Origin of the sequence: Streptomyces sp. CB01881, assembly GCF_002953255.1 — a bacterium.
GTDB lineage: Bacteria > Actinomycetota > Actinomycetes > Streptomycetales > Streptomycetaceae > Kitasatospora.
In genome coordinates, this window is sequence record NZ_CP026498.1 from 7568091 (window position 1) to 7592473 (window position 24383).

25 protein-coding genes and 1 pseudogene are annotated in these 24383 nt (G+C 73.3%); 20 read left to right on the plus strand and 6 right to left on the minus strand.

Annotated features, from left to right (window positions below; translation table 11 throughout):
* The 7 genes from C2142_RS40270 to glmM all read left to right on the plus strand — a co-directional run.
* Positions 1–593: DNA-directed RNA polymerase subunit alpha C-terminal domain-containing protein (locus C2142_RS40270; protein ID WP_277347268.1), on the plus strand; the 593-nt coding region annotated here is incomplete at its 5' end.
* A gap of 129 nt (positions 594–722) precedes the next feature.
* Positions 723–1208: a 50S ribosomal protein L17 gene (gene rplQ, locus C2142_RS23085; protein WP_148644399.1), complete on the plus strand. Its 486-nt coding sequence runs from the start codon at positions 723–725 to the stop codon at positions 1206–1208.
* A gap of 93 nt (positions 1209–1301) precedes the next feature.
* A complete protein-coding gene (gene truA / locus C2142_RS23090; protein WP_241002732.1) occupies positions 1302–2204 on the plus strand; it encodes a tRNA pseudouridine(38-40) synthase TruA in 903 nt (300 codons plus the stop codon).
* Positions 2205–2245: 41 nt separating this feature from the next.
* Entirely contained in the window at positions 2246–3904 is a 1659-nt protein-coding gene (locus C2142_RS23095; protein WP_148644400.1) for an ATP-binding cassette domain-containing protein, read from the plus strand.
* 210 nt (positions 3905–4114) lie between these two features.
* Positions 4115–4558, plus strand: coding sequence for a 50S ribosomal protein L13 (gene rplM, locus C2142_RS23100; RefSeq protein WP_014136251.1), 444 nt, complete (start codon positions 4115–4117; stop codon positions 4556–4558).
* A gap of 46 nt (positions 4559–4604) precedes the next feature.
* Positions 4605–5108, plus strand: a complete 504-nt coding sequence (rpsI, locus tag C2142_RS23105) for a 30S ribosomal protein S9 (RefSeq protein WP_148644401.1) — start codon at positions 4605–4607, stop codon at positions 5106–5108.
* A 173-nt stretch (positions 5109–5281) separates the two neighbouring features.
* Positions 5282–6646, plus strand: coding sequence for a phosphoglucosamine mutase (gene glmM, locus C2142_RS23110; protein ID WP_148644402.1), 1365 nt, complete (start codon positions 5282–5284; stop codon positions 6644–6646).
* A gap of 55 nt (positions 6647–6701) precedes the next feature.
* On the opposite strand, the gene coaA is transcribed toward glmM, so the two are convergent.
* Positions 6702–7697 (minus strand): type I pantothenate kinase, encoded by a 996-nt coding sequence (coaA, locus tag C2142_RS23115; RefSeq protein WP_148644403.1) that lies wholly within the window; start codon positions 7695–7697, stop codon positions 6702–6704.
* Between the two features lie 99 nt (positions 7698–7796).
* On the opposite strand from coaA, the gene glmS reads away from it, so the two are divergent.
* The gene (gene glmS, locus C2142_RS23120; RefSeq protein ID WP_148644404.1) at positions 7797–9653 is read left to right on the plus strand and encodes a glutamine--fructose-6-phosphate transaminase (isomerizing); all 1857 of its coding nucleotides are present in this window, start codon (positions 7797–7799) and stop codon (positions 9651–9653) included.
* Positions 9654–9686: 33 nt separating this feature from the next.
* On the opposite strand, the gene C2142_RS23125 is transcribed toward glmS, so the two are convergent.
* Positions 9687–10244, minus strand: coding sequence for a Uma2 family endonuclease (locus C2142_RS23125; protein ID WP_241002733.1), 558 nt, complete (start codon positions 10242–10244; stop codon positions 9687–9689).
* A gap of 133 nt (positions 10245–10377) precedes the next feature.
* Here C2142_RS23125 and C2142_RS23130 point away from each other — a divergent pair, with 133 nt between their 5' ends.
* The 4 genes from C2142_RS23130 (at position 10378) to C2142_RS23145 (ending at position 15499) form a co-directional block, all read left to right on the plus strand.
* Positions 10378–10746, plus strand: coding sequence for a holo-ACP synthase (locus C2142_RS23130; RefSeq protein ID WP_241002734.1), 369 nt, complete (start codon positions 10378–10380; stop codon positions 10744–10746).
* 10 nt (positions 10747–10756) lie between these two features.
* Positions 10757–12250 (plus strand): NAD(P)H-hydrate dehydratase, encoded by a 1494-nt coding sequence (locus C2142_RS23135; protein WP_148644405.1) that lies wholly within the window; start codon positions 10757–10759, stop codon positions 12248–12250.
* Positions 12251–12647: 397 nt separating this feature from the next.
* Positions 12648–13958 (plus strand): alanine racemase, encoded by a 1311-nt coding sequence (gene alr, locus C2142_RS23140; RefSeq protein ID WP_148644406.1) that lies wholly within the window; start codon positions 12648–12650, stop codon positions 13956–13958.
* The gene (locus C2142_RS23145) at positions 13955–15499 is read left to right on the plus strand and encodes an alpha/beta hydrolase (protein ID WP_241002735.1); all 1545 of its coding nucleotides are present in this window, start codon (positions 13955–13957) and stop codon (positions 15497–15499) included. Before alr ends, C2142_RS23145 begins: the two co-directional genes overlap by 4 nt.
* 67 nt (positions 15500–15566) lie before the next feature.
* Here C2142_RS23145 and C2142_RS23150 read toward each other — a convergent pair whose 3' ends face one another.
* Positions 15567–16754: an LPXTG cell wall anchor domain-containing protein gene (locus C2142_RS23150; protein ID WP_153882809.1), complete on the minus strand. Its 1188-nt coding sequence runs from the start codon at positions 16752–16754 to the stop codon at positions 15567–15569.
* Between the two features lie 297 nt (positions 16755–17051).
* On the opposite strand from C2142_RS23150, the gene tsaE reads away from it, so the two are divergent.
* Together tsaE and C2142_RS23160 are read left to right on the plus strand one after the other, a co-directional pair.
* A complete protein-coding gene (tsaE, locus tag C2142_RS23155; protein WP_148644409.1) occupies positions 17052–17558 on the plus strand; it encodes a tRNA (adenosine(37)-N6)-threonylcarbamoyltransferase complex ATPase subunit type 1 TsaE in 507 nt (168 codons plus the stop codon).
* Between the two features lie 204 nt (positions 17559–17762).
* Positions 17763–17981 (plus strand): hypothetical protein, encoded by a 219-nt coding sequence (locus C2142_RS23160; protein ID WP_148644410.1) that lies wholly within the window; start codon positions 17763–17765, stop codon positions 17979–17981.
* A 77-nt stretch (positions 17982–18058) separates the two neighbouring features.
* On the opposite strand, the gene C2142_RS23165 is transcribed toward C2142_RS23160, so the two are convergent.
* Entirely contained in the window at positions 18059–18604 is a 546-nt protein-coding gene (locus C2142_RS23165; protein WP_346766390.1) for a hypothetical protein, read from the minus strand.
* 284 nt (positions 18605–18888) lie between these two features.
* Between C2142_RS23165 and tsaB the strand changes: the two genes are divergently transcribed.
* The 5 genes from tsaB (at position 18889) to C2142_RS23190 (ending at position 22443) form a co-directional block, all read left to right on the plus strand.
* A complete protein-coding gene (gene tsaB / locus C2142_RS23170; protein WP_148644411.1) occupies positions 18889–19545 on the plus strand; it encodes a tRNA (adenosine(37)-N6)-threonylcarbamoyltransferase complex dimerization subunit type 1 TsaB in 657 nt (218 codons plus the stop codon).
* A 59-nt stretch (positions 19546–19604) separates the two neighbouring features.
* Positions 19605–20084, plus strand: coding sequence for a ribosomal protein S18-alanine N-acetyltransferase (rimI, locus tag C2142_RS23175; protein WP_148644969.1), 480 nt, complete (start codon positions 19605–19607; stop codon positions 20082–20084).
* Complete coding sequence (gene tsaD, locus C2142_RS23180) at positions 20077–21165, plus strand: tRNA (adenosine(37)-N6)-threonylcarbamoyltransferase complex transferase subunit TsaD (RefSeq protein ID WP_148644412.1); 1089 nt, start codon at positions 20077–20079, stop codon at positions 21163–21165. The genes rimI and tsaD overlap by 8 nt, the downstream gene beginning before the upstream one ends.
* A gap of 14 nt (positions 21166–21179) precedes the next feature.
* Positions 21180–21425: a hypothetical protein gene (locus tag C2142_RS23185; RefSeq protein WP_148644970.1), complete on the plus strand. Its 246-nt coding sequence runs from the start codon at positions 21180–21182 to the stop codon at positions 21423–21425.
* Between the two features lie 91 nt (positions 21426–21516).
* Complete coding sequence (locus C2142_RS23190; RefSeq protein ID WP_241002736.1) at positions 21517–22443, plus strand: polysaccharide deacetylase family protein; 927 nt, start codon at positions 21517–21519, stop codon at positions 22441–22443.
* A gap of 31 nt (positions 22444–22474) precedes the next feature.
* On the opposite strand, the gene C2142_RS23195 is transcribed toward C2142_RS23190, so the two are convergent.
* Positions 22475–23650 carry a class I SAM-dependent methyltransferase gene (locus C2142_RS23195; RefSeq protein ID WP_148644413.1) on the minus strand — a complete coding sequence of 392 codons (1176 nt, stop codon included), beginning with the start codon at positions 23648–23650 and terminating at the stop codon, positions 22475–22477.
* A gap of 17 nt (positions 23651–23667) precedes the next feature.
* The gene (locus C2142_RS23200) at positions 23668–23982 is read right to left on the minus strand and encodes a hypothetical protein (RefSeq protein ID WP_148644414.1); all 315 of its coding nucleotides are present in this window, start codon (positions 23980–23982) and stop codon (positions 23668–23670) included.
* A gap of 248 nt (positions 23983–24230) precedes the next feature.
* Here C2142_RS23200 and C2142_RS23205 point away from each other — a divergent pair.
* Positions 24231–24383, plus strand: a pseudogene (locus tag C2142_RS23205) (co-chaperone GroES); the annotation flags it as partial.

The following is a 24383-nucleotide window of genomic DNA, read 5'->3' on the forward strand; positions in this document are numbered from 1 at the left end:
CGGTCGCGGCTACCGCCGTGCAGAACAAGGCCTCCGGCCAGGAGATCGGCCGCATCCCGGTCGACTCGATCTACAGCCCCGTGCTGAAGGTCACCTACAAGGTCGAGGCCACCCGTGTCGAGCAGCGGACCGACTTCGACAAGCTGATCGTCGACGTCGAGACCAAGCCCGCCATGCGCCCGCGTGACGCCATGGCCTCGGCCGGCAAGACCCTGGTGGAGCTGTTCGGTCTCGCCCGCGAGCTGAACATCGACGCCGAGGGCATCGACATGGGCCCGTCCCCGACGGACGCCGCCCTGGCCGCCGACCTGGCGCTGCCGATCGAGGAGCTGGAGCTCACCGTTCGGTCGTACAACTGCCTCAAGCGCGAGGGCATCCACACCGTGGGTGAGCTCGTCGCCCGCTCCGAGGCCGACCTGCTCGACATCCGCAACTTCGGTGCGAAGTCGATCGACGAGGTCAAGGCGAAGCTGGCCGGCATGGGCCTGGCCCTCAAGGACAGCCCGCCCGGGTTCGACCCGACCGCCGCCGCCGACGCCTTCGGCGCCGACGACCTGGACGACGCGGGTTACGCGGAGACCGAGCAGTACTGAGTTTGAACCGTGGGAACGGCCGCTTCGGCGGCCGTTCCCGTGGGTCGATGAAAGTCCTGCGGACACAGTGTCCACAGGCCCGTTGCGGTACCTGGTACGGCCGCAGTCGGAGATTCAAGGAGTAATTCCATGCCGCGTCCCACCAAGGGTGCCCGCCTCGGCGGCGGCCCGCACCACGAGCCGCTGCTGCTCGCCGGTCTGTGCCGGGAGCTGTTCCAGTACGGCCGCATCACCACCACCGAGGCCAAGGCCCGGCGGATGCGCCCGCTGGCGGAGAAGCTGATCACCAAGGCGAAGAAGGGCGACATCCACAACCGTCGCCTGGTCCGCAAGACGATCACCGACATCGCCGTGCTGCACACCCTCTTCACCGAGATCGCGCCGCGCTACGAGAACCGCCCGGGTGGCTACACCCGCATCACCAAGATCGGTCCCCGTCGTGGCGACAACGCCCCGATGGCCGTGATCGAGCTGGTCGAGGCGCTGACCGTCGCGCAGACCGCCGTCGGCGAGGCCGAGGGCGCCACCAAGCGCGCCGTCAAGGAGGCCGACGAGGCCGCTGCCGCCGCCGTCGAGACCAAGGCCGACGAGGCCGAGGCCGCCGAGCAGGCCTGACACCTCCAGGTGTTGCGGGCCCGCCCTCCCATTCGTGGGGGAGCGGGCCCGTTCCCCGTTTTGGGCAGAAGAAGCAGTCCCGGGAGGGAAGCAGTGGTCAACGATTGTGCCGAGCGGCCGCCGGTGAAGGACGGTCCGGCGGACGGGTACGTCCGGGTCCGGCTCGACCTCGCCTACCAGGGCGCCGAGTTCTCCGGCTGGGCCCGCCAGCGCGGCGGGCGGCGGACGGTGCAGGAGGAGATCGAGACCGCGCTGCAGATCGTCACCCGCAGCACCGAGCTGTACCCGTTGACCGTTGCCGGCCGCACCGACGCCGGGGTGCACGCCCGCGGCCAGGTCGCGCACGTCGACCTGCCGGACGCCCTGTGGGCCGAGCACCGGGAGAAGCTGCTGCGCCGGCTGGCCGGGCGGCTGCCCGGGGACGTCCGGATCTACCGGCTCGGCGAGGCTCCGGCCGGCTTCGACGCCCGCTTCTCCGCGATCTGGCGCCGGTACGCCTACCGGGTCGCCGACCACCCCGGCGGGGTGGACCCGCTGCTGCGCGGGCACGTGCTCTGGCACGACCGGCCGCTGGACGTCGGGAAGATGAACGCGGCCGCCGAGCTGCTGCTGGGCGAGCACGACTTCGCCGCCTACTGCAAGAAGCGCGAGGGCGCGACCACCATCCGCACCCTGCTGGAGCTGCACTGGGACCGCGTCCCGGTGGACTCCTACGCCTCGCAGGAGGGCTCGCTGGCGGTCGCGACCGTGCGGGCGGACGCCTTCTGCCACAACATGGTGCGGGCGCTGGTCGGCGCGATGCTGCTGGTCGGCGACGGGCACCGGCCGGTGGAGTTCCCCGGCGAGGTGCTGGCCGGCGGGGTGCGCAACTCCGCGGTCAACGTCATCCGGCCGTACGGGCTGACGCTGGAGGAGGTCGGCTACCCGGCCGACGACCAGCTCGCCGAGCGCAGCCGGCTGGCCCGCCGGATCAGGACCCTGCCGGGCCGCCCGTAATCCGTTTTGGCCCACGGCCGCGGCTTGGGACAATCTCCCTCATGGGACACGTCGAGATTTCGCACCTTGAGTACTACCTGCCGGACGGGCGGGTGCTGTTCGACGACGCGTCCTTCCGGGTCGGCGAGGGCGCCGCGGTCGCCCTGGTGGGCGCCAACGGCGCCGGCAAGACCACGCTGCTGCGCATGATCGCGGGCGACATCCAGCCGCACGGCGGCTCGGTGACGATCAGCGGCGGCCTCGGCGTGATGCGCCAGTTCGTCGGCACCACCGGCCGCGAGGACCAGGCGCAGACGCCGGGCGCGCTGCCCGCCGACGCCTCCGTCCGCGACCTGCTGGTCTCCGTCGCCCCGGAGCGGATCGCCGTCGCGGCCCGCGCGGTGGACGCGGCCGAGCTGGCGATGATCGCCCAGGACGACGAGAAGACGCAGATGGCGTACGCCCAGGCGCTCTCCGACTGGGCCGACGTCGGCGGCTACGACTACGAGACCGACTGGGACGTCTGCACCATGGCGGCCCTCGGCATGCCCTTCGACAAGGCCCAGTGGCGCGGCCTGAACACCCTCTCCGGCGGCGAGCAGAAGCGCCTCGTCCTGGAGGCGCTGCTGCGCGGCCCCGAAGAGGTGCTGCTGCTGGACGAGCCGGACAACTACCTGGACGTCCCGGGCAAGCGCTGGCTGGAGGAGGCCATCCGGGCCACCTCGAAGACCGTGCTGTACATCTCCCACGACCGCGAGCTGCTCTCCCGGACGGCGGAGAAGATCATCAGCGTCGAGTCCGGCGCGGCCGGCAGCAGCGTCTGGGTGCACGGCGGCGGCTTCGACACCTTCCATGACGCCCGCAAGGCCCGGTTCGAGCGCTTCGAGGAGCTGCGCCGCCGCTGGGACGAGGAGCACGCCAAGCTGAAGAAGCTGGTCGTCACCCTGCGCCAGGCCGCCTCGGTCAGCCACGAGATGGCCTCCCGCTACTCCGCGGCCCAGACCAGGCTGAAGAAGTTCGAGGACGCCGGCCCGCCGGAGACGCCCCCGCGCGAGCAGAGCATCACCATGCGCCTCAAGGGCGGCCGGACGGGCGTGCGCGCGTTCACCATGGAGCAGCTGGAGCTCACCGGCCTGATGAAGCCGTTCGACCTGGAGGTCTTCTACGGCGAGCGGGTGGGCGTGCTGGGCTCCAACGGCTCCGGCAAGTCGCACTTCCTGCGGCTGCTCGCCGGGGACGAGACGGTCGCGCACACCGGCGCGTGGAAGCTCGGCGCCCGGGTCGTGCCGGGCCACTTCCGGCAGACCCACGCCCACCCGGAGCTGTTCGGCCGGACGGTGCGCTCGATCGTCGAGGAGGAGCACGCGCTCAGCCGCGGCGCCGCCATGGGCGCACTGCGCCGGTACGAGCTGGACCGGCAGGAGGAGCAGAAGTTCGAGTCGCTGTCCGGCGGACAGCAGGCCCGGCTGATGATCCTGAAGCTCGAACTCTCCGGTGTGACGGCCCTGTTGCTCGACGAGCCGACCGACAACCTGGACCTGGAGAGCGCCGAGGCGCTCCAGGCGGGTCTGGAGGCGTTCGACGGCACGGTGCTCTGTGTCACGCACGACCGCTGGTTCGCCAAGACCTTCGACCGTTTCCTGGTGTTCGGCGCGGACGGCCGGGTCTACGAGTCGTCCGAGCCGGTCTGGGACGTCACCCGGGTCGAGCGCGACCGCTGAGCGTTTTTGACCCGTCCGGGGTGGCCCGGTAGGCTGGGTGCTTGTTGTGCGTATTGGCTCGCTCTATCTCACGTGAGAGGTCGGTACGCCGGAGATACCAGGTCGGCGACCCAGCGGCCCCCCTTGAATTGCGTCCAAGGCGGCCAGGCTGATGACCTCGACCGGGTGCTCCTGTCAGGACTCACTCACTGAAAAGCAGAGGCTACGACCGTGCGTACGTACAGCCCCAAGCCCGGCGACGTCCAGCGTCAGTGGCACGTCATCGACGCGACCGACGTCGTGCTCGGCCGCCTGGCCTCCCAGGCCGCCAACCTCCTCCGGGGCAAGCACAAGGCGATCTACGCGCCGCACGTTGACACCGGTGACTTCGTCATCATCATCAACGCGGACAAGGTGCACCTGTCGGGTAACAAGAAGACCCAGAAGCTGGCCTACCGCCACAGCGGGTTCCCGGGTGGTCTCCGCTCGGTCCGCTACGACGACCTCCTGGCGAACAACCCGGAGAAGGCCGTCGAGAAGGCCATCAAGGGCATGGTCCCCAAGAACTCCCTGGGTCGCCAGATGCTCTCGAAGCTGAAGGTCTACTCGGGCGACCAGCACCCGCACGCTGCCCAGCAGCCGGTGCCGTTCGAGATCACCCAGGTCGCGCAGTAACTCCGGCCACCTAGCCCCCCAACACTGAAAAGAGCTGAGGAACACCGTGGCCGAGACCACTGAAACCCTTGAGGTCGACTTCGACGAGACCGTCGTCGAGGGCGAGTACACCTCCGAGGAGAGCTACACCTCCGAGTCGCTGGCCGGCCGCTTCGGCGAGGCCGTCCCCGGCGCCGGCCTTGGCCGTCGCAAGGAGGCGATCGCCCGCGTGCGCATCGTCCCCGGCACCGGCGTCTGGAAGATCAACGGTCGCACCCTGGAGAACTACTTCCCCAACAAGGTGCACCAGCAGACCGTGAACGAGCCCTTCAAGCTGCTGGAGCTCGACGGTCGTTACGACGTCGTCGCCCGCATCTCGGGTGGCGGCACCTCCGGTCAGGCCTACGCGCTGCGCCTCGGCGTCGCCCGTGCCCTGAACGAGGCCGACGTGGACAACAACCGCGCCGCCCTCAAGAAGGCCGGCTTCCTGATGCGTGACGCCCGTGCCGTCGAGCGCAAGAAGGCCGGTCTGAAGAAGGCCCGCAAGGCGCCGCAGTACAGCAAGCGCTAATTGCGCCCCAGGGGTGTGTACCGCCCTGGTGGTCACACCCCTGGTTGCGCTCTCACGCCCCGGAGTACCCCGTGTACTCCGGGGCGTCGTGCTCCCCGGCCACGGTGCGGAGGCCGGGGAACGATCGGATTCACTGCCGGGCACTGCCGGCAGCAGCGATGGAGGACGGGACTGTGGGACGACTCTTCGGTACGGACGGCGTACGCGGTGTGGCCAACGAGGGGCTGACGGCCGAGCTGGCGCTCGGGCTGTCGGTCGCGGCGGCGCACGTACTCGGTGAGGCGGGGGCCTTCGACGGCCACCGGCCGGTCGCGGTCGTCGGCCGCGATCCCCGGGCCTCGGGCGAGTTCCTGGAGGCCGCGGTCATCGCCGGCCTCGCCAGCGCGGGCGTCGACGTGCTGCGGGTCGGTGTGCTCCCCACCCCGGCGGTGGCGTACCTCACCGGCGCGCTCGGCGCCGACTTCGGCGTCATGCTCTCGGCCAGCCACAACGCCATGCCGGACAACGGCATCAAGTTCCTCGCCCGCGGCGGCCACAAGCTGGACGACCGCATCGAGGACGCGATCGAGACGCACTACCGGACGTACTCCGTCGGCAGCGACGAGTGGAAGCGCCCGACCGGCGCCGCCGTCGGCCGGGTCCGCGAGTACACCGAGGGCTTCGACAAGTACGTCGCCCACCTGATCGGCGTGCTGCCCAACCGCCTGGACGGCATCCGGGTCGTCATCGACGGCGCCCACGGCGCGGCCGCGTACGTCGCCCCCGAGGCCTTCGCCCGGGCCGGCGCCGAGGTCGTCCACACCCTGGGGGCCGAGCCCACCGGCCTCAACATCAACGACGGTGTCGGCTCCACCCACCTGGACCGGCTGCGCTCCGCCATGAAGGAGTACCGGGCCGACCTCGGCATCGCGCTCGACGGCGACGCCGACCGTTGCCTGGCCGCCGACGCGGACGGCAACGAGGTCGACGGCGACCAGATCATCGCGATCCTGGCCATCGCCATGAAGGAGGCCGGCACGCTGCGCGGCAACACCGCCGTCGCCACCGTGATGTCCAACCTGGGCTTCAAGCTGGCGATGGAGCGCGAGGGCGTCGAGCTGGTGCAGACGGCGGTCGGTGACCGCTACGTGCTGGAGGCGATGAAGGAGCACGGCTTCGCGCTGGGCGGCGAGCAGTCCGGCCACGTCATCCTGCTGGACCATGCCACCACCGGCGACGGCACCCTGACCGGCCTGATGCTGGGTGCCCGGCTGGCCGCGACCAAGCAGCCGCTGGCCGACCTGGCCGCCGTGATGACCCGGCTCCCGCAGCTGCTGATCAACGTCAAGGGCGTCGACAAGAGCCGGGTGAAGACCAGTCAGGAGCTGGCCGCCGCAGTCGCCGAGGCGGAGGCCGAGCTGGGCTCCACCGGCCGGGTGCTGCTGCGCCCGTCCGGCACCGAGCCGCTGGTCCGGGTGATGGTCGAGGCCGCCGACCAGGTGCAGGCCAAGGCCGTCGCCGAGCGGCTGGCCGAGGCCGTCCGGACCCACCTGGGCTGACCGCCGGTCAAACGCGAAGGCCCCCGCCGTTCGGCGGGGGCCTTGTGGCGTCCCGTCAGAGCTTGCGGAGCAGGGCGCGGCGGACCTTGTGGTCCGGGCCCTTCTGCAGGATCAGGGTGGCGCGGCCGCGGGTGGGCAGCACGTTCTCCAGCAGGTTGGGCTTGTTGATGGTTCGCCAGACCTGGCGGCCGTACTCCATCGCCTCCTCCTCCGGCACCTCGGTGAAGCGGCGGAAGTAGGAGTTCGGGTCCTGGAAGGCGGTGTCGCGCAGCTTCTTGAAGCGGGAGAGGTACCAGCTCTCGATGTCGTCGGTGCGGGCGTCGACGTAGATCGAGAAGTCGAAGTAGTCGGCGACGGCGAGGCGGGTCCGGCCGTCGGTGCCGGGCAGGGCCGGCTGGAGCACGTTCAGGCCCTCGACGATCAGGATGTCCGGGCGCTCCACGGTGAGCCGCTCGCCCTGCACGATGTCGTACACGAGGTGCGAGTAGACCGGGGCGGTCACCCGCTCCTTGCCGGCCTTCACGTCCGCCACGAACCGCATCAGCGCGCGGCGGTCGTACGACTCGGGGAACCCCTTGCGCGCCATCAGGCCGCGCCGGCGCAGCTCGGCGTTGGGCAGCAGGAAGCCGTCGGTGGTGACCAGCTCGACCCGGGGGTGCTCGGGCCAGCGGGCCAGCAGCGCCTGGAGCAGGCGGGCGGTGGTGGACTTGCCGACCGCGACCGAGCCGGCCACGCCGATGATGAACGGCGTGCGGGTGCGCTCGGTGTCCGGCGTGTCCAGGAAGGTGCCCAGCGCGCCGCGCAGGTCGTGCGTCGCGTGGATGTAGAGGTTCAGCAGCCGGGACAGCGGCAGGTAGACGTCGCGGACCTCGTCCAGGTCGAGGGCGGTGCCCAGGCCGCGCAGCCGTTCCACCTCCTCGGCGGTCAGCGGCAGCGGCGTACGCTCGCGCAGCGCGCTCCACTCGGCCCGGCTGAGGTCCACGTAGGGGGACGGTGACGGGCCGGGCGTGGCGGCGCCCCGCGTACAGAGTTCGGTCAGCACATGCTCCATTGTGGGCCGTAGCGGCGTTCACGGTGGCTGTGGTGTCGGTCACGCGCTGTGGGTGGAGCGTGGGATGAGGGCGTCCTGGGCGCCCTTATGCTGGCACGCATGTGCGGAATTGTTGGATATGTGGGCGCTCAGCCCGCCCTTGATGTAGTAATCGCAGGCCTGCAGCGCCTGGAGTACCGGGGCTACGACTCGGCCGGTGTCGCGGTGCAGGTGCAGGGCTCCGACGGGCAGTGGAGCCTGGCCACCGACAAGCGGGCGGGCAAGCTCGCCAACCTGCAGAAGTCGCTCGCCGAGACCCCTCTCCCCGGCGGCACCACCGGCATCGGCCACACCCGCTGGGCCACCCACGGCGGCCCGACGGACGCCAACGCCCACCCCCACCTGGACGACGCCGCCCGCGTCGCGGTGGTGCACAACGGCATCATCGAGAACTTCGCCCAGCTGCGGGCCGAGCTGGCCGAGCGCGGCCACACGCTGCGCTCGGAGACCGACACCGAGGTCGTGGCGCACCTGCTCGGCGAGGTGTACGAGGGCGACCTGGCCGAGGCCATGCGGGTGGTCTGCCGCCGGCTGGACGGCGCCTTCACCCTCGTCGCCGTGCACGCCGACGCGCCGGACGTCGTGGTCGGCGCCCGCCGCAACTCGCCGCTGGTGGTCGGGCGCGGCGAGGGCGAGAACTTCCTCGCCTCGGACGTCGCCGCGTTCATCGCGCACACCCGCGAGGCCATCGAGCTGGGCCAGGACCAGGTCGTCGAGCTGCGCCGGGAAGGCGTCACGGTGACCAACTTCGACGGCACCCCCGCCGACGTGCGCGAGTACCACGTGGACTGGGACGCCTCGGCCGCCGAGAAGGGCGGCTACGACTACTTCATGCTCAAGGAGATCGCCGAGCAGCCGAAGGCCGTCGCCGACACCCTGCTCGGCCGGATCGGCACCGACGGCCGGCTCACCCTGGACGAGCTGCGGATCTCCGACGCCGACCTGCGCTCGGTCGACAAGGTCGTCATCGTCGCCTGTGGCACCGCGTTCCACGCGGGCATGATCGCCAAGTACGCGATCGAGCACTGGACCCGCATCCCCTGCGAGGTCGAGGTCGCCTCCGAGTTCCGCTACCGCGACCCGATCATGGGCCCGGGCACGCTGGTCATCGCGATCTCGCAGTCCGGCGAGACCATGGACACCCTGATGGCGCTGCGGCACGCGCGCGAGCAGGGCGCCAAGGTGCTGGCGATCTGCAACACCAACGGCTCCACCATCCCGCGCGAGTCGGACGCGGTGCTGTACACGCACGCGGGTCCCGAGGTTGCCGTCGCCTCCACCAAGGCGTTCCTGACCCAGCTGGTGGCCTGCTACCTGGTCGCCCTCTACCTGGGCCAGGTGCGCGGCACCAAGTGGGGCGACGAGATCTTCACGATCATCCGCGAGCTGGGCGACGCGCCGAAGCAGGTCGAGCAGGTGCTGGAGACCATGGAGCCGGTGCGCGAGCTGGCCCGCTCCCTGGCGGACGCCCGTTCGGTGCTGTTCCTGGGCCGGCACGTCGGCTTCCCGGTCGCCCTGGAGGGTGCGCTCAAGCTCAAGGAGCTGGCGTACATGCACGCCGAGGGCTTCGCGGCGGGCGAGCTGAAGCACGGGCCGATCGCGCTGATCGAGGAGGGGCTGCCGGTCGTGGTGGTCGTTCCCTCGCCGCGCGGGCGGTCGATCCTGCACGACAAGATCGTCTCCAACATCCAGGAGATCCGGGCCCGTGGCGCCCGCACGATCGTGATCGCGGAGGAGGGCGACGAGGCGGTCGTGCCGTACGCGGACCACCTGATCCGCATTCCGGCGACGCCGACCCTGCTCCAGCCGCTGGTCTCCACCGTGCCGCTGCAGGTCTTCGCCTGCGAGCTGGCCACGGCCAAGGGCCACGAGGTGGACCAGCCGCGCAACCTGGCGAAGTCGGTCACCGTCGAGTAGTAGCCGGTGCCGGGCCCCTGCGGTGGTTGCGCCCTACCGCAGGGGCCCGGTGTCGAGGGTGAAGGAGAAGGGAGCGGGCAGGTCGAGCGGCTTGCCGAAGTCGACCTGGCTGTGGGCGGTGTAGTCCTCGCCCTCCGGGTCGGTGAACAGGGTGGCCTTGGCCTCGCTGCGGTCGACCAGCAGGTAGCAGCACACGCCGGCGGCGGCGTAGCCGTGCCTCTTGGCCGTGCGGTCCTTGACCGGGTTGGTCGACGTCACCTCGAAGACCAGCAGGACACCGGAGGCGTCCGCCCAGGAGCCGGCGTTCTCGAAGTGGCCGACCGGGGCGATGGTGCCGTCGGGAATGAACCGGCCCTTGGGGGTGATCAGCCCCTTGTTCCCCGAGAGATCGAACTCGACCTCGGCCTTCCGCATGAACTGCCTGTTGAGCAGCGAGAACGCGGTCTCGTGCGACCCGTCCGGCGGTGGCGTCACGACGATCTCCCCTTCGATCAGCTCGGCCTTGAACCCGGGCGGCGTGTCCAGCTCCAGGAATGCCTGGAGGAGGTTGTCCTGGTCCAGCGGACGCTCGACTGCCGGCATGGCGACCATGGCCCTTCTCCCTCCTGCTGGTCCGTGCTCCTGTCTGCCTTGCGAGCGACACGGTAGGCCTACGGACCGATACCGGTGGGGGATCGAAGTGGTTGTCACTCGAAAGTGTCCCGCAAAGCCGGAGGAGCAGCAGGTGATCATCGGGGTCGGGATCGACGTGGCCGCCATCGACCGGTTCGGGGCCGCGCTGGAGCGCACGCCGGGGATGGCGGAGCGGCTGTTCACACCGGGGGAGCTGCGGCTGCCGTCGGGGGAGCGGCGGGGCACGGCCTCGCTGGCGGCGCGGTTCGCGGCCAAGGAGGCACTGGCCAAGGCGCTCGGCGCGCCGGGCGGGCTGCACTGGACGGACGCCGAGGTGGTGACCGCCGACTCCGGCCGGCCGGAGCTGCGGGTGCGGGGGACGGTGGCCGCCCGGGCGGCCGAACTCGGCGTCGGTTCGTGGCACGTGTCGCTCAGCCACGATGCGGGCGTAGCGTCGGCGGTAGTCATCGCCGAGGGTTAAGGGCTTTTGCATGCGCCGCGCTCACCGTGTCGAAGAGGTCCGGGCCGCCGAGGCCGAACTGATGGCCCGCCTGCCGGAGGGGACCCTCATGCAGCGGGCCGCCGCCGGTCTCGCCGCCACCTGCGCCCGGCTGCTGACACGCCGTCGTGGCCGGGTCTACGGCAGCCGGGTGGTGGTGCTCGCGGGCAGCGGCGACAACGGGGGTGACGCCCTGTACGCCGGTGCGGCGCTGGCTCGGCGCGGTGCGCGCGTGACGGCGGTGCTGCTCTCCCCGGCGCGCGCCCACGCGGGAGGTCTGGCCGCGCTTCGGGCGGCACACGGGCGGGTGGTGTCGGAACAGGAAGTCGGCCTGGCCGACTTCTCGTGCGCGGACCTGGTGCTGGACGGCATCGTCGGCATCGGCGGGCAGGGCGGCCTGCGCCCGGAGGCGCAGCCCTACGCGCGGGCCGCGCGGCGCGGCGTGGTGGTGGCCGTGGACGTGCCCAGCGGGGTGGACGCCGACACCGGCGAGATGGCGGGCGTGGCACTGCGGGCGGACGTCACGGTCTGCTTCGGAACGTACAAGCCGGGGCTGCTGATCGACCCGGGCGCCGCGTACGCGGGGGCCGTGCAGCTGGTGGGGATCGGGCTGGACCTGCCGCCGGCCGGGGTGGAGGCGTTGCAGCACGCCGAGGTGGGGGCGCTGCTGCCGGAGCCCGGGGCGGAGAGCGACAAGTACCGGCGCGGCGTCGTCGGGGTCGCGGCAGGCTCGGCGACGTACCCGGGGGCGGCGCTGCTCGCGGTCGCCGGGGCGCTGCACGGCGGCGCGGGGGCGGTGCGGTACGTCGGGACGGCGGCCGAGGAGGTGGTGCGGCGATTCCCGGAGGCGCTGGTCACCGAGGGCGGACCGGCCGGCGCCGGGCGGGTGCAGGCCTGGGTGGTCGGCCCCGGCGGCGGCGAGGGGGCGCGGCAGGCGCTCGCCGAGGCGTTGGCGAGCGACGTGCCGGTGCTGGTGGACGCGGACGGCCTCACCGAGCTGGGCCGGCTCGGCCCGGACGCGCTCGCCGGGCGGACGGCGCCCACGCTGCTCACCCCGCACACGGGCGAGGCGGCGCGGCTGCTGGCCGGGGTGTACGGCACCACCCCGCCGGCTGCCGACGACCTGGCCGCCGCCCGGTTGACCACCGCGCGCCGGCTCGCCTCGGCGTACCGGGCGACGGTGCTGCTGAAGGGCTCCACCACGGTGGTCGCCGACCCGGGCGGGGCGGTGCGGGTCAACCCGACCGGTACCTCGTGGCTGGCCACGGCGGGCAGCGGCGACGTGCTCGCCGGCCTGGCCGGCTCCCTGCTCGCGGCCGGCCTCCCCGCTCTGGACGCCGCCTCGGTGGCCGCCTACCTGCACGGCCTCGCCGGCCGGCACGCGGCCGGCGCCCCGGGGGCACCGGTCACGGCGTTGCAGGTGGCCGCCGCACTCCCGGTGGTGTGGCGCGACGTACGGGCCTCGGCGGGGAGCACGGGTGAATAGACCGACCGGTCTACATAGTTCCTTGTGAGTGCGTGCGGAGTCTGTAGACCGGTCTGCATAATCCTGGCTTCGCGGTGTCTTGGGCGGGGCTGGCCGGCGTGGGAAGTCGGCGGGGCCGACTCCTGGTGCGGGGGTGCGGGGGTGCGGGGGTGCGGGGGTGCGGTGGACGGGCGTCTGTAGACCGGTCTACATAGTTTCGCGCCGCGCGGGCGGCGGCTGGCTGGCGGCCAGCCGGAGCGGGGGCCGGAGTGGGAAGTCGGCCGGTCCGACTTTCCACTCCGCGGGGGTGCAACCAGCGGTGATACGTGGGCGTCCAGAACAGCGGGGTGGGGCGTGGGGCCGCCGCGCCGACGGGCCGTTCGGCGAGGACTCCGGGACGTCTGGGAGACTGACCCTGATGACAACTGCGAAGACGACCGGCACGGCCACCCTCACCGACGGCGTACGGGCCGAGGCGACCATTGATCTGGCCGCCCTGCGCGGCAACCTGGCCGCGCTGCGCGAGCGTGTGGGCGGGGCAGCGGTGATGGCCACGGTCAAGGCGGACGCCTATGGCCACGGCGCGGTCCGGTGTGCCCGCGAGGCGGTCGCCGCAGGGATCGGCTGGATCGGAACGGCGCTCCCGCAGGAGGCGCTGGCGCTGCGCGCCGCCGGCATCCGCTCCGACCAGGCCCGCATCCTCTGCTGGCTCTGGACGCCCGGTGGCCCCTGGCGCGAGGCGCTGCTCGCCGATGTCGACGTCTCCGTCAGCGGACAGTGGGCGCTGGACGAGCTGCTGGCCGCCGTCCGGGCGACCGGGGTCGCGGCCCGGGTGCACCTGAAGGCCGACACCGGTCTCGGCCGCAACGGCTGCCAGCCGCACGACTGGCCCGAGCTGGTCGCGGCCGCCCGGCGCGCCGAGGCGGAGGGCCTGCTCACGGTGGTCGGCATCTGGTCGCACTTCGCGGCCGCCGACGAGCCCGGACACCCGTCCATCCAGGCCCAGCTGGACTCCTACCGCGAGGCCCTGAACGTCGCTGAGGCGGCCGGGCTGCGCCCCGAGGTCCGGCACCTCGCGAACTCGCCGGCCTCCCTGCTGCTCCCGCAGTCGCACTACGACATGGTGCGCACCGGCCTGGCGATGTACGGGCTGTCGCCCGTCCCGGAGGTCGGCACGCCCGCGGACTTCGGCCTGCGCCCGGTGATGGCGCTGACCGCCCGGCTGGCACTGGTCAAGCACGTCCCGGGCGGGCACGGGGTCAGCTACGGCCACCACTACACGACGCCGGGCCCGACCACGCTGGGCCTCGTCCCGGTCGGCTACGGCGACGGCATCCCCCGGCACGCCAGCGGGACCGGCCCGGTGCAGATCGCGGGCAAGTGGCGGACCGTGGCGGGCCGGGTGGCGATGGACCAGTTCGTCGTCGACCTCGGCGGGGACACCCCGGCGATCGGCGACGAGGTGCTGCTGTTCGGCAGCGGCGAGCAGGGCGAGCCGACCGCCGAGGACTGGGGCCGCGCCTGCGGCACCATCTCGTACGAGATCGTGACCCGGATCGGCGCCCGGGTGCCGCGCCGCTACGTCGGCGGCATCGCCGAGGACCCGCTCGCCGTGGACCCGCTGGCCGGGGGTCGGCTCGCCGTGGACCCGCTGACGGTGGACCGGCTCGCCATGGACCTGTTGCGCGTCAACGGTGACGGCCGGTTTGCCGAGGGCCCGCGCGCATGAGCGAGGAGCCCGGCTCCGGTCCGGTGGCGGCGGTGGCCAAGGCCGCCGGCGCGGCGTCCGGGGTGAGCAGGGCGGGCCTGATCGGCATCTCGGTCGGCGTGGTCGCGGCCAGTGCGGCCGCCGGTGTGGCGATCGAACGGCTGACGGTCGGCCGGGCGACCCGCCGTCGGGCCCGCGCCGAACTGGACGCCAATGCCCCGTACGGCTCGATGCGCGGACGCCCCTGCACGGTGACCGCCGCCGACGGCACCGAGCTGTACGTCGAGCTGGACGGCACCGGCTGGCCCGAGCCCGTCCGGCTGCGCCCCGCGCCGACCGGGCCGGAAGCAGGCACGGAGACGCGCACGGCAGTAGGTACGGCAGTCGGTGTGGAAACCAGGCCGGAGCCCACCACGGCGGTCCGGCGGGGCCGGCTCACCCGCCAACGCACGGACGCCCCCGATACCCCGGATACCCCCGATACCCCGGACACTGCGGACATCCCCGATACCCCGGACGCCGGTGGCACGGTGGACCGCACCGGCCTGCCCGGCCTGCTCGGCGGCTCCGGCGCCCTCGCCCGGGCCGGCCGCCGCCCCGGCCTCGCGGCCGCGGCAGCCACAGCAGCCACAGTGGCCACAGCAGCCGCCGATGCCCCGGACTCGCCCGGCGCCGCCGGCACCGAGCCCCTGACCGTGGTCTTCTGCCACGGATACTGCCTCAACCAGGACAGCTGGCACTTCCAGCGCGCCGCCCTGCGCGAGGGCATGCGCCTGGTCTTCTGGGACCAGCGCAGCCACGGCCGTTCCGAGCGCTCCCGCTCGTACCTGGCCGGCGAACCCGCGAGCATCGACCAGCTGGGCGGGGACCTCAAGGCTGTGATCGACGCCGTCGCACCGACCGGGCCGCTGGTCCTGGTCGGCCACTCGATGGGTGGCATGACGCTGATGGCGTTGGCCGACCAGCATCCGGAGCTGTTCCGGGAGCGGGTCGCCGCAGTCGCGCTGATCGGAACCCTCGCGGGGGACTGGGACGCCGTCACCCTCGGCCTGCCGGCGGCCGGCGCCCGGCTGTTCAAGAAGGTCGCGCCGGGCGTGATGAAGCTGCTCGGTCGGCAGGTCGAGCTGGTGGAGGCGACCCGTCGGATGGGCGCGGACGTCAGCGCCGTCTTCTACCGGAAGTTCTCCTTCGGCGGCAAGGACGTCGACCCGGGCGTGGTCCGGTTCGCCGAGCAGCTGTTGGACGCCACCCCGATCGACGTGGTCGCCGAGTTCTACCCGGTCTTCGGGGCGCACGAGAAGTCCGCCGCACTGGCCGCCCTACGCGGCATCCCCACGTTGGTGCTGGCCGGGACCAAGGACCTGCTGACCCCGCCCGGCCACAGCGAGGCGATGGCCGAGCGGCTGCCCGGAGCCGAACTGGTCCTGGTCGAGGACGCGGGCCACCTGGTGATGCTGGAGCGCCCCGGCCTGGTCGACCAGCGTCTGGCCGCCCTGCTCAAGCAGGCGGCCGACTTCCGGCGGGCGGCCCCGTTGCCGCCCTCGGTGAGTGACCTGATCTGAACGCCCGGCGGCCCGGGCCCTCGCGGAGAGGGCCCGGGCCGCCGGCGTACGGGACGACCGCGGGGCGTCAGGCGCTTGCGCCGCCCTTGCGGCGGCGCAGCACGACGACGGTGCCGATACCGGCGGCCAGGACGACGCCGCCGGCCACGCCGATGGCGGTGGTGTCGTCACCGCCACCGGTGGTGGCCAGGTTGGAGCCTCCGGACGGACGCTTGGCGGCCTTCGCCTTGGCCCGGGCGATCGTGTCGGCGGACGGCTTGGGCGCCTTGACCGTGGCCGGGGCGACGTGGGAGGCCGGAACGACATGGCCGCCGGACGCCGGTGCGGCGGTGGTCGCCGAGGAGGCGGCCGGAGCGGGCTTGGCGGAGCCGGTGGTGCCGGCCGAGGCGCTCGGCGTCGCCGGAACCGCGCTGGTCACCGGGGCGCTCGGGCTGACACTCGCCGAAGCCGAAGCCGAAGCCGAAGCCGAAGCCGAAGCCGAAGCGGACGCCGAAGCGGACGCGGACGCGGACGCCGACGCCGAGGCTGACGGAGAGGCCGACGGAGAGCCCGTAGCCGTGGCGGTGGGCTTGGCCGTCGTGGACGGCGAGGCCGTGGCGCTCGGGCTGGCGGAGGTGCTCGGGCCGGCCGTGCCGCCGCCGGCCGCGACGATCGTGAACCACGCGGGCTCGCTCAGGGCGGCGGCCGCCTGCGGCTCGGGCGAGTCCAGGTCGAAGGAGGTGGTCGCGAACTGGACGGCTGCGGTGTCCGGGACGGCCTCGCCGGTCAGGGAGAGCCGGACCTGGATGCTCAGGCTCTCGCCGGCGGCCAGGAACAGGTAGGCGTCGTCGGCCTCGACCCCGTTGTCCATCGCACCGAGCAGGGCGTAGGGATACGGCTCGTCCGCGGGGGTCACGTAGCTGGCGTCACGCCAGTCGTTGGTGGTCACGTCCTGGTACTGGAGCTTCTGGCGCTTGGCGTAGAGCGGGGAGTGGTCCGCGCCCGTGGCGATGAACGGCAGGAAGGCGATGTCGTGGCCCACGGTGTTGCTGATCTCGACGGTGAAGGTCACCGGGGCGCCCCCGGCGACGATCTGCGCGGGGACGTTCTTGATCGTCAGGTGCGGGCGGACGTCCTGGGCAGCGGCCGGGGCCTGGCTGCTGGTGGCCGCCGTGCCGCTCTGCGGAGCGGCGAGGGCGGCGGGGGCGGTGGCGATGACGGAGGCCGAGGCCAGGGCGGCGACGGCGGAAATCGCGAGACCGCGACGGAGCTTCATGGAGTGTGACCTCGCGTGGGGGGACCGGGCCGTCGGGGGGCCCGGCGCAGGGGGTGCGGACCGGTGCGGGGGAGCCGCGAGACGGTCCGGACGGGGAACAGAAGCAGGACCGTAGCGGCATCCTGGGAGGTCCCTGAGCGCGGGGGTGCCTTGAACCGCCGGCCCCGGCGGCAAAGGCGGTGATATCGGTGCAGACCGGGCCCGGAGCGCGGGCGGGCGGGGATGTGGCACCGTAGCGGGGGCGCCCGGCGGTCGGCGCGCCGCCGTACGGAACGCACCGAAGGGCTTGATTCACGCATGGGCTCGCACGCCACCCTCACCGTCGCCACCCCCGAGCGGATGGGCCGGCTCGGCCGCGAGCTGGCCGCGCTGCTGCGGCCGGGGGACCTCGTCCTGCTCTCCGGCGAGCTGGGGGCGGGGAAGACCACGCTGACCAGGGGCCTGGGGGAGGGGCTCCAGGTGCGCGGGGCGGTCACGTCGCCGACCTTCGTGATCGCGCGGGTACACCCGTCGCTGGTCGGCGGCCCGGCGCTGGTGCACGTGGACGCGTACCGGCTGGGCGGGGACCTCGACGAGATGGAGGACCTCGACCTGGACGTCTCGCTGCCGGAGTCGGTGGTGGTGGTCGAGTGGGGCGAGGGCAAGGTCGAGCGGCTGTCCGAGGACCGGCTGGAAGTCCGGATCGAGCGTGCCCTCGGTGGCGCGGCGGACGAGGACGACGCGGACGACCTGGACCCGCGCCGGGTGGTGCTGACCGGGATCGGACCGCGTTGGGCCGGGGTGGAGCTGGCGAAGCTCGCCTGAGCCTGCGCCCGGTCCCGTCTGACCCGTCCGGCCCCGCCCGCCCCGGCGGGCCCTCGCCTCCGTCCCCCGTCCGCCGTTCCCGTCGCCGCTCCCGGACGCCGTCGCCGACGGTTGCCGACAGGCTGTCGGCAAAGTGTTGCGGGCGGGGGACCGGGCGTGATGGGATAGGTGCTGCGGTTAGGTCTGCCTAACTAGGGAGGCGCCATGTCGAGCACCACCCCCGCCCCGGAGCGCGCGCCGCGCGGCACCGGGGCCGGAGAGCCCGCCCGCAGTGTCCAGGGCGCGCCGATGCGAGCTCTGCTGGCCGCGTGTGCGGCCGCGGAGGCGGTCTCCACCCCGCCGGAGCGCCGCGAGAGCGCCAGGGCGGCAGGGGTGCCGGAGGAGGCGGCCGGGCCGACGGCCGGAACCCCGCGCGCCGCCTGAAGCCGCCGCCTGCACCCCTCCCGCCTGCGCCCCTCCCGTGAGCGCCCCGCGGAGCACCCCGAAGGGCGCCGGGCGGGTCAGGCGATCACGACCACCTTGGTGCCGTTCGGCGCGAAGTCCCAGAGCAGTTGGCTGTCGGGACGGCTGCTGCGGATGCCACCGGTCTTGGTCTTCGGGTCGGTGGTCGGCGTGGCGCCGTCCACGGCCGCGCTGAAGCCGAACACCACACCGTTCTGCTGGGCGAAGCGCACCACGTGCTCGATCTGGCGGCCGTCGGTGCCGGTGCTGGTGGGGGTCCGGCTGTAGACCGGGTAGCTGCCGGGGACCGGCTCCACCGAGCCCGGCGTGACCGCGAACTCGGCCACCACCTGCGGGTTCTTCTTGGGGTCGACCAGCCAGACGTGGTGGCTGCCGACCGAGTAGACGACCCGCAGGCCGGTGCCCGAGACGGTGGGCAGTGCGGGGGAGGTCGGGGTGGCCGAGGCGGTGGGGGTGGCCGAGGCGGCCGGCCCGCTCGACGACGCGGACGCGGCGGTGCTGGGGCGGGTGCCGCCCGCGCGGTCCTGCGCGCCGTTGGCCTGGAAGGCCAGCAGGCTCACCACCGCGAGGGCCCCCAAGGTCAACCCCGTGACCACCACTCCAGGACCCATCTTCGCCACGTGTGCTCCCACCGCCGTCCCAAAACCCGTCGGCCTTATCGTGCCAGGTCCGTCCGCCGGGACCCGCACCCCGTAGGACGTGTGTTCCGGATCCGGACACCTTCTCGATCGGGCGGAGCGGAACCGGGAACGGAGGCGGGCCAGGGCCGGGCCCGGAAACCGGGCCCGGGGCCCGGCCGGGGACGGGCCGGAGCGGGCGGGGCGAGACCGGCGGCCGTCCCCCGCCCCGGCCGGTCTAACCTTGACCTGTGCTGCTGCTCGCGTTCGACACCGCTACCCCCGCCGTCACCGCCGCCGTCCACGACGGCACGGCGGTCCTCGCCGAGACCGACCAGGTCGACGCCAGGCGCCACGGTGAACTGCTCCTGCCCGCCATCGACCGGGTGCTCCGGACGGCAGGCGTCGACAAGCACCGGCTGACCGGCATCGCGGTGGGCGTCGGCCCAGGCCCGTACACCGGGCTGCGGGTCGGCCTGGTCACCGCTGCCGCGCTCGGCCACGCGCTCGGCATCCCGGTGCACGGCGTCTGCACCCTGGACGCGATCGCCCACCAGGCCCGCGCCGGGGGCCTGGCCGGCGAGCCGTTCACGGTGGCCACCGACGCGCGCCGCAAGGAGGTCTACTGGGCCTCGTACGACGCCGACGGCCGCCGCGCCGAGGGCCCCGCGGTGGACCGCCCGGCCGAGCTGACGCCGCACCCGCGCGCGGTCGGCGCCGGCGCGCTGCTCTACCCGGACGCCTTCCCGGGCGCGCACGGGCCCGAGCACGTCTCGGCCGGCGCGCTGGCCGGCTTCGCCGCCGCCGAGCTGGCCGCAGGCCGCGAGCTGCTGCCCAACGTGCCGCTCTACCTGCGCCGCCCGGACGCCCAGGTCCCGGCCGGCTACAAGGCGGTGCTCCCGGCGTGACCGGCCCGAGCAGCGCCACCCGCCTCGCCGACGCGGCCGCCACCGCCACCCTGCGCCCGATGCGCTGGTGGGACATCGCCCCGGTGATGGAGCTGGAGCTGGAGCTCTTCCCGGAGGACGCCTGGTCCACCGGGATGTACTGGTCCGAGCTGGCCGAGACCCACCCCGGTGGCACCCGCCACTACACCGTCGCGACCACCGCCGACGGCGCGATCGTCGGCTACGCCGGGCTGATGGTGGTGGCCGGCGAGGGCGACGTGCAGACCATCGCCGTCGACCACCGCCACCAGGGCTCCGGCCTCGGCGCGGCACTGCTGGCCGACCTCGTCCGGGAGGCCGCCCGGCGCGGCTGCACGGAACTGCTGCTGGAGGTGCGGGTCGACAACCCGCGCGCCCAGCGGCTGTACGAGCGGTTCGGCTTCGAGCCGGTCGGCATCCGCCGCGGCTACTACCAGCCGGCCAACGTCGACGCCCTGGTCATGTGCCTCCACCACCCAAGCACCGAACCGAAGGACCTGAAGGAAACCCGCCATGGCTGACGAACCGCTCGTCCTCGGCATCGAGACCTCCTGCGACGAGACCGGTGTCGGCATCGTGCGCGGCACCACGCTGCTCGCCGACGCGGTCGCCTCCAGCGTCAACGACCACGCCCGGTTCGGCGGTGTGGTGCCCGAGATCGCCAGCCGCGCGCACCTGGAGGCGATGATCCCCACCATCCAGCGCGCCCTGGACACCGCCGGCGTCAAGGCGAGCGACCTGGACGGCATCGCCGTCACCGCCGGCCCCGGCCTGGCCGGCGCGCTGCTGGTCGGCGTCAGCGCCGCCAAGGCCTACGCCTGGGCGCTGGACAAGCCGCTGTACGGGGTCAACCACCTCGCCTCGCACATCTGCGTGGACCAGCTGGAGCACGGCCGGCTGCCCTCGCCCACGATGGCCCTGCTGGTCTCCGGCGGCCACTCCTCGCTGCTGCTCAGCGAGGACATCACCAGCGACGTCCGCCCGCTCGGCGCGACCATCGACGACGCGGCCGGCGAGGCCTTCGACAAGGTGGCCCGGGTGCTCGGCCTGGGCTTCCCCGGCGGCCCGGTGGTCGACCGCACCGCCCGCGAGGGCGACCCGAAGGCGATCGCCTTCCCGCGCGGCCTGAGCGGCCCGAAGGACCCGGAGTACGACTTCTCGTTCTCCGGCCTGAAGACCGCCGTCGCCCGCTGGGTGGAGGCCAGGCGCCGGGCCGGTGAGGAGGTGCCCGTCGCGGACGTGGCGGCGTCCTTCCAGGAGGCGGTCACCGACGTGCTGACCCGCAAGGCGGTCAAGGCCTGCCGGGAGAACGGCGTCGACCACCTGATGATCGGTGGCGGGGTGGCGGCCAACTCGCGGCTGCGCGAGATGGCCCAGCAGCGCTGCGACAAGGCCGGTATCCGGCTGCGGGTGCCGCGTCCGGGCCTGTGCACCGACAATGGTGCGATGGTCGCCGCGCTCGGTGCCGAGATGGTCTGGCGCGACCGCGCGCCGTCCTCCTTCGACCTCTCGGCCGACTCCTCGCTGCCCGTCACCGAGGTCCACGTCCCCCACACCGACTTCCACGGCCAGGCCTACCAGGCGCTGGGCGGGGAGAAGTGACCACCACCGCCGCCATGTGGGAGGCCCGGGCCGCCGACGGGCGCGGCGCGGAGCTGGCCGCCTGGGTGCGGGAGACCGCGCTGCCCGCGCTGCGCGGCTCGGCCGGCCTGGTCCGCACCGAGCTGTTCGGCGCGCCGGGCGACCGCGTGCTGCTCGTCACCTGGTGGACGGGGGAGCCGGTGCCGGTCGCCGAGCCGCCCGCCGGGCTGGTCGGCCGCCCGGTGCACCGCTGGTCCTTCACCAGCCAGCATGTGGAGTAGCCGCTCGTAGGCCTGCCCGGGAACCGAACACCCGGCCGCTACCGTGCACATAGCTGAGAGACGGCTGGACGGGACCGGGGAGCGCGGCGCGGTGAAGAGGTACGGGCGGAGCAGGACGAGGACGTACGCGGTGGGGGCGCTGGCCCTGCTGGCCGCTGCCACGGGATGCGGCAGCGGCGGCAGCGGCGGGTCCGGCAAGGCGGCCATGGTCGCCACCCCGCCCGCCGCGGCGCAGTCCTCCGGCGCCGCCTCCGGGACGCCCGCCGGCCAGGCCCCGGGCGCCACCCCGCCCGCCGCGGCGCCGGCCGCCGGGGACGCCGCGGCCTGGACGAAGTGGAACCTCAAGCCGCTGCCGCCCGCCCCCGCGCCGCCCGCCGACAAGCCGGTGAAGCTCCAACGGACCGGCCCGGTGCCGGTGTTCAGCGACGTGAAGACCACCGACAAGGTCGTCTTCGTCACCATCGACGACGGCGCCGAGAAGGACCCGAAGTTCGTCGAGATGCTGACCGACCTCAAGGTCCCGGTCTCGATGTTCCTGACCCGCGACATCGTCAAGGACAACTACGGCTACTTCAAGCCGCTCCAGGCGCTCGGCAACCACGTCCAGAACCACACCGTGGACCACCCGGTGATGAGCAAGATCCCGGCGGAGAAGCAGAAGTCCGAGATCTGCGACGCCCAGTCCGCGCTCACCCAGCAGTACGGCACCGCGCCGCTGCTGTTCCGCCCGCCGTTCGGGGACGGCGCCAACACGCCGACCCTGAACACCTCCGTGCAGCAGTGCGGCCCGCGGGCCATCGTGCTCTGGCGCGAGTCGATGCAGATCCACGACATGCAGTACCAGGCGGCGGACCAGAAGCTGAAGTCCGGCGACATCATCCTGGCGCACTTCCGCGGCCCGAAGGAGCTCAAGGGCGCGACGATGACGCAGATGTTCGGCGAGCTCCTGGCCCGGATCCAGGAGCAGGGCTTCGCGGTGGCCCGGCTGGAGGACTACATCCAGGCCCCGGCCTCCTAGGCCCCGACCGCCCAGCCCCCGACCCGACCGCCTAGGGCGCCTGGACCGGCCGGCCGAGCATCATCAGCGGGCCGTGGTCGGTGCGGCTGAGGATCACCGTGACGGAGTTCGGGCCGCTCGGCTTCAGCTGGCGGCGCAGCTCCTCCGGGGTGATCGCCATCCCGCGCTTCTTGATCACCACCGTGCCGACCCCCCGCTCGCGCAGCAGCGCCTTCAGCTTCTTGATGTGGAACGGCAGCACGTCGGTGAGCTCGAAGGCGTGCGCGTACGGGGTGGCGACCAGCTCGTCCGAGGTGACGTAGGCGATCTTCGGGTCGATCAGCCGGCCGTTCACCTGCCCGGCCACCTCGGCGACCAGGTGGGCGCGGATCACCGCACCGTCCGGCTCGTACAGGTAGCGGCCGACCGGGCCGGCCGGCGGGTCGGGCAGGTCACCGCCGGCCAGTGAGGCGCCCTGCGGCAGCAGGGTGGCGCGGTGTGGGCGCTGGGCCCCGGTGCCGAACCAGAGCACCGCCTCCTTGACGTCGCCGTGGTCGGAGACCCACTCGGCCTCGGCGTCCGCCGGGACGGCCTCGTGCGGGATGCCGGGGGCCACCTTCAGCGCGCCGACCCGGGTGCGCCGGCCCGCCTCGACCGCCCAGGAGAGCGGCGGGGCGTACGCCTCGGGGTCGAACACCCGGCCGCGCGAGGTGCGGCGGGCGGGGTCGGTGAAGACCGCGTCGAAGCCGGTGACGTCGACGTCGGCGACGTCCGCGCAGCGCACCTCGACCAGGTCCGCCAGGCCCAGCGCGGCGGCGTTGGCGGCGGTGGCGGCACAGGCCGCCGGGTCCCTGTCGACCGCGAGCACCTCGATCCCGGCCCGGGCCAGCGCGATCACGTCCCCGCCGATCCCGCAGCAGAGGTCGGCGAGCCGGCGCACGCCCAGCCCGGCGAAGCGCTGCGCCCTCCACTCGGCGACGCTGCGCCGGGTGGACTGCTCGACCCCGTTGGGCGTGAAGTACATCAGGTCGGCGTCCTCGCCGAACTTGGCCCGCGCCCGCTGCCGCAGCCGGGCCTGGCCGAACGCCGCCGACACCAGCTCCGCGGGGTGCTCCCGCCGCAGCCGGGTGGCCAGCGCCAGCTCCTCCTCGGGGGTGAACTCGCGCAGTTCGGCGAGCAGGGCCTGGCCCTGGGGGGTCAGCAGGGGCTGCAGGTTCTCGGTCTCCACGGGGCCATTCTCGCCGGTCACAGACCGGGCAGGCCCAGGCAGAGCCAGAGCGTGGGCAGGAAGGGTGCCAGGACGGCGGCGACCGGCAGGAGCTCGTACCCGGCCCGCCGGCTGCGGAGCATCACCGGCAGCGGGGCGGCGACGCAGGCGGCCGCCGCGGTGAACAGGCCCACGGTGAGGACGACGTCGTGTCCGCCGTGCACGGCCGCGGCGACGGCGAGCGTCAGGAGGAAGAGCCCGACCGGGACGGCCGCGAGGAGCAGGAGGGCCGCGAGCGCGAGCAGGGCGTCCTGCAGCCGGGACGGTCCGATGCGGACCGGGGTGTTGGCCATGGCGCAAGTCTGGCCAGGGGAGGTCTGTCGTACATGAGTACGGCTACTCATTCCGCCGCCCGAAACTCAGGGGCGCGCCGTTGGCACTCTGGTTGACTGAGTGCTAACCGCGGCCTATGGTCGTCCTTGGCACTCTCCACCAGGGGAGTGCTAACGCGAAGAAGCGTGTCTGACCCCCGCGACGGCAGATCCGCAGGTTCGCCACTACCCGTTAGACAACCCCGTAATCTCCGAAGGGGAGCTCGGACGTGACCACCAGCAGCAAGGTTGCCATCAAGCCGCTCGAGGACCGCATCGTGGTCCAGCCGCTCGACGCCGAGACCACCACGGCCTCCGGCCTGGTTATCCCGGACACCGCCAAGGAGAAGCCCCAGGAGGGCGTCGTCCTGGCCGTCGGCCCG

Excerpts from the sequence above, each read along its gene's own strand:
- rimI (WP_148644969.1), top strand. The coding sequence starts at position 19,605 with ATGCGCTGGTGGGACATCGCCCCGGTGATGGAGCTGGAGCTGGAGCTC.
- tsaE (WP_148644409.1), top strand. The coding sequence starts at position 17,052 with ATGGGCTCGCACGCCACCCTCACCGTCGCCACCCCCGAGCGGATGGGC.
- C2142_RS23135 (WP_148644405.1), top strand. The coding sequence starts at position 10,757 with ATGCGCCGCGCTCACCGTGTCGAAGAGGTCCGGGCCGCCGAGGCCGAA.
- glmS (WP_148644404.1), top strand. The coding sequence starts at position 7,797 with ATGTGCGGAATTGTTGGATATGTGGGCGCTCAGCCCGCCCTTGATGTA.
- C2142_RS23160 (WP_148644410.1), top strand. The coding sequence starts at position 17,763 with ATGTCGAGCACCACCCCCGCCCCGGAGCGCGCGCCGCGCGGCACCGGG.
- rplQ (WP_148644399.1), top strand. The coding sequence starts at position 723 with ATGCCGCGTCCCACCAAGGGTGCCCGCCTCGGCGGCGGCCCGCACCAC.
- C2142_RS23185 (WP_148644970.1), top strand. The coding sequence starts at position 21,180 with ATGTGGGAGGCCCGGGCCGCCGACGGGCGCGGCGCGGAGCTGGCCGCC.
- alr (WP_148644406.1), top strand. The coding sequence starts at position 12,648 with ATGACAACTGCGAAGACGACCGGCACGGCCACCCTCACCGACGGCGTA.
- C2142_RS23095 (WP_148644400.1), top strand. The coding sequence starts at position 2,246 with ATGGGACACGTCGAGATTTCGCACCTTGAGTACTACCTGCCGGACGGG.
- coaA (WP_148644403.1), bottom strand. The coding sequence starts at position 7,697 with ATGGAGCATGTGCTGACCGAACTCTGTACGCGGGGCGCCGCCACGCCC.
- C2142_RS23150 (WP_153882809.1), bottom strand. The coding sequence starts at position 16,754 with ATGAAGCTCCGTCGCGGTCTCGCGATTTCCGCCGTCGCCGCCCTGGCC.
- C2142_RS23145 (WP_241002735.1), top strand. The coding sequence starts at position 13,955 with ATGAGCGAGGAGCCCGGCTCCGGTCCGGTGGCGGCGGTGGCCAAGGCC.
- C2142_RS23125 (WP_241002733.1), bottom strand. The coding sequence starts at position 10,244 with ATGGTCGCCATGCCGGCAGTCGAGCGTCCGCTGGACCAGGACAACCTC.
- C2142_RS23200 (WP_148644414.1), bottom strand. The coding sequence starts at position 23,982 with ATGGCCAACACCCCGGTCCGCATCGGACCGTCCCGGCTGCAGGACGCC.
- tsaD (WP_148644412.1), top strand. The coding sequence starts at position 20,077 with ATGGCTGACGAACCGCTCGTCCTCGGCATCGAGACCTCCTGCGACGAG.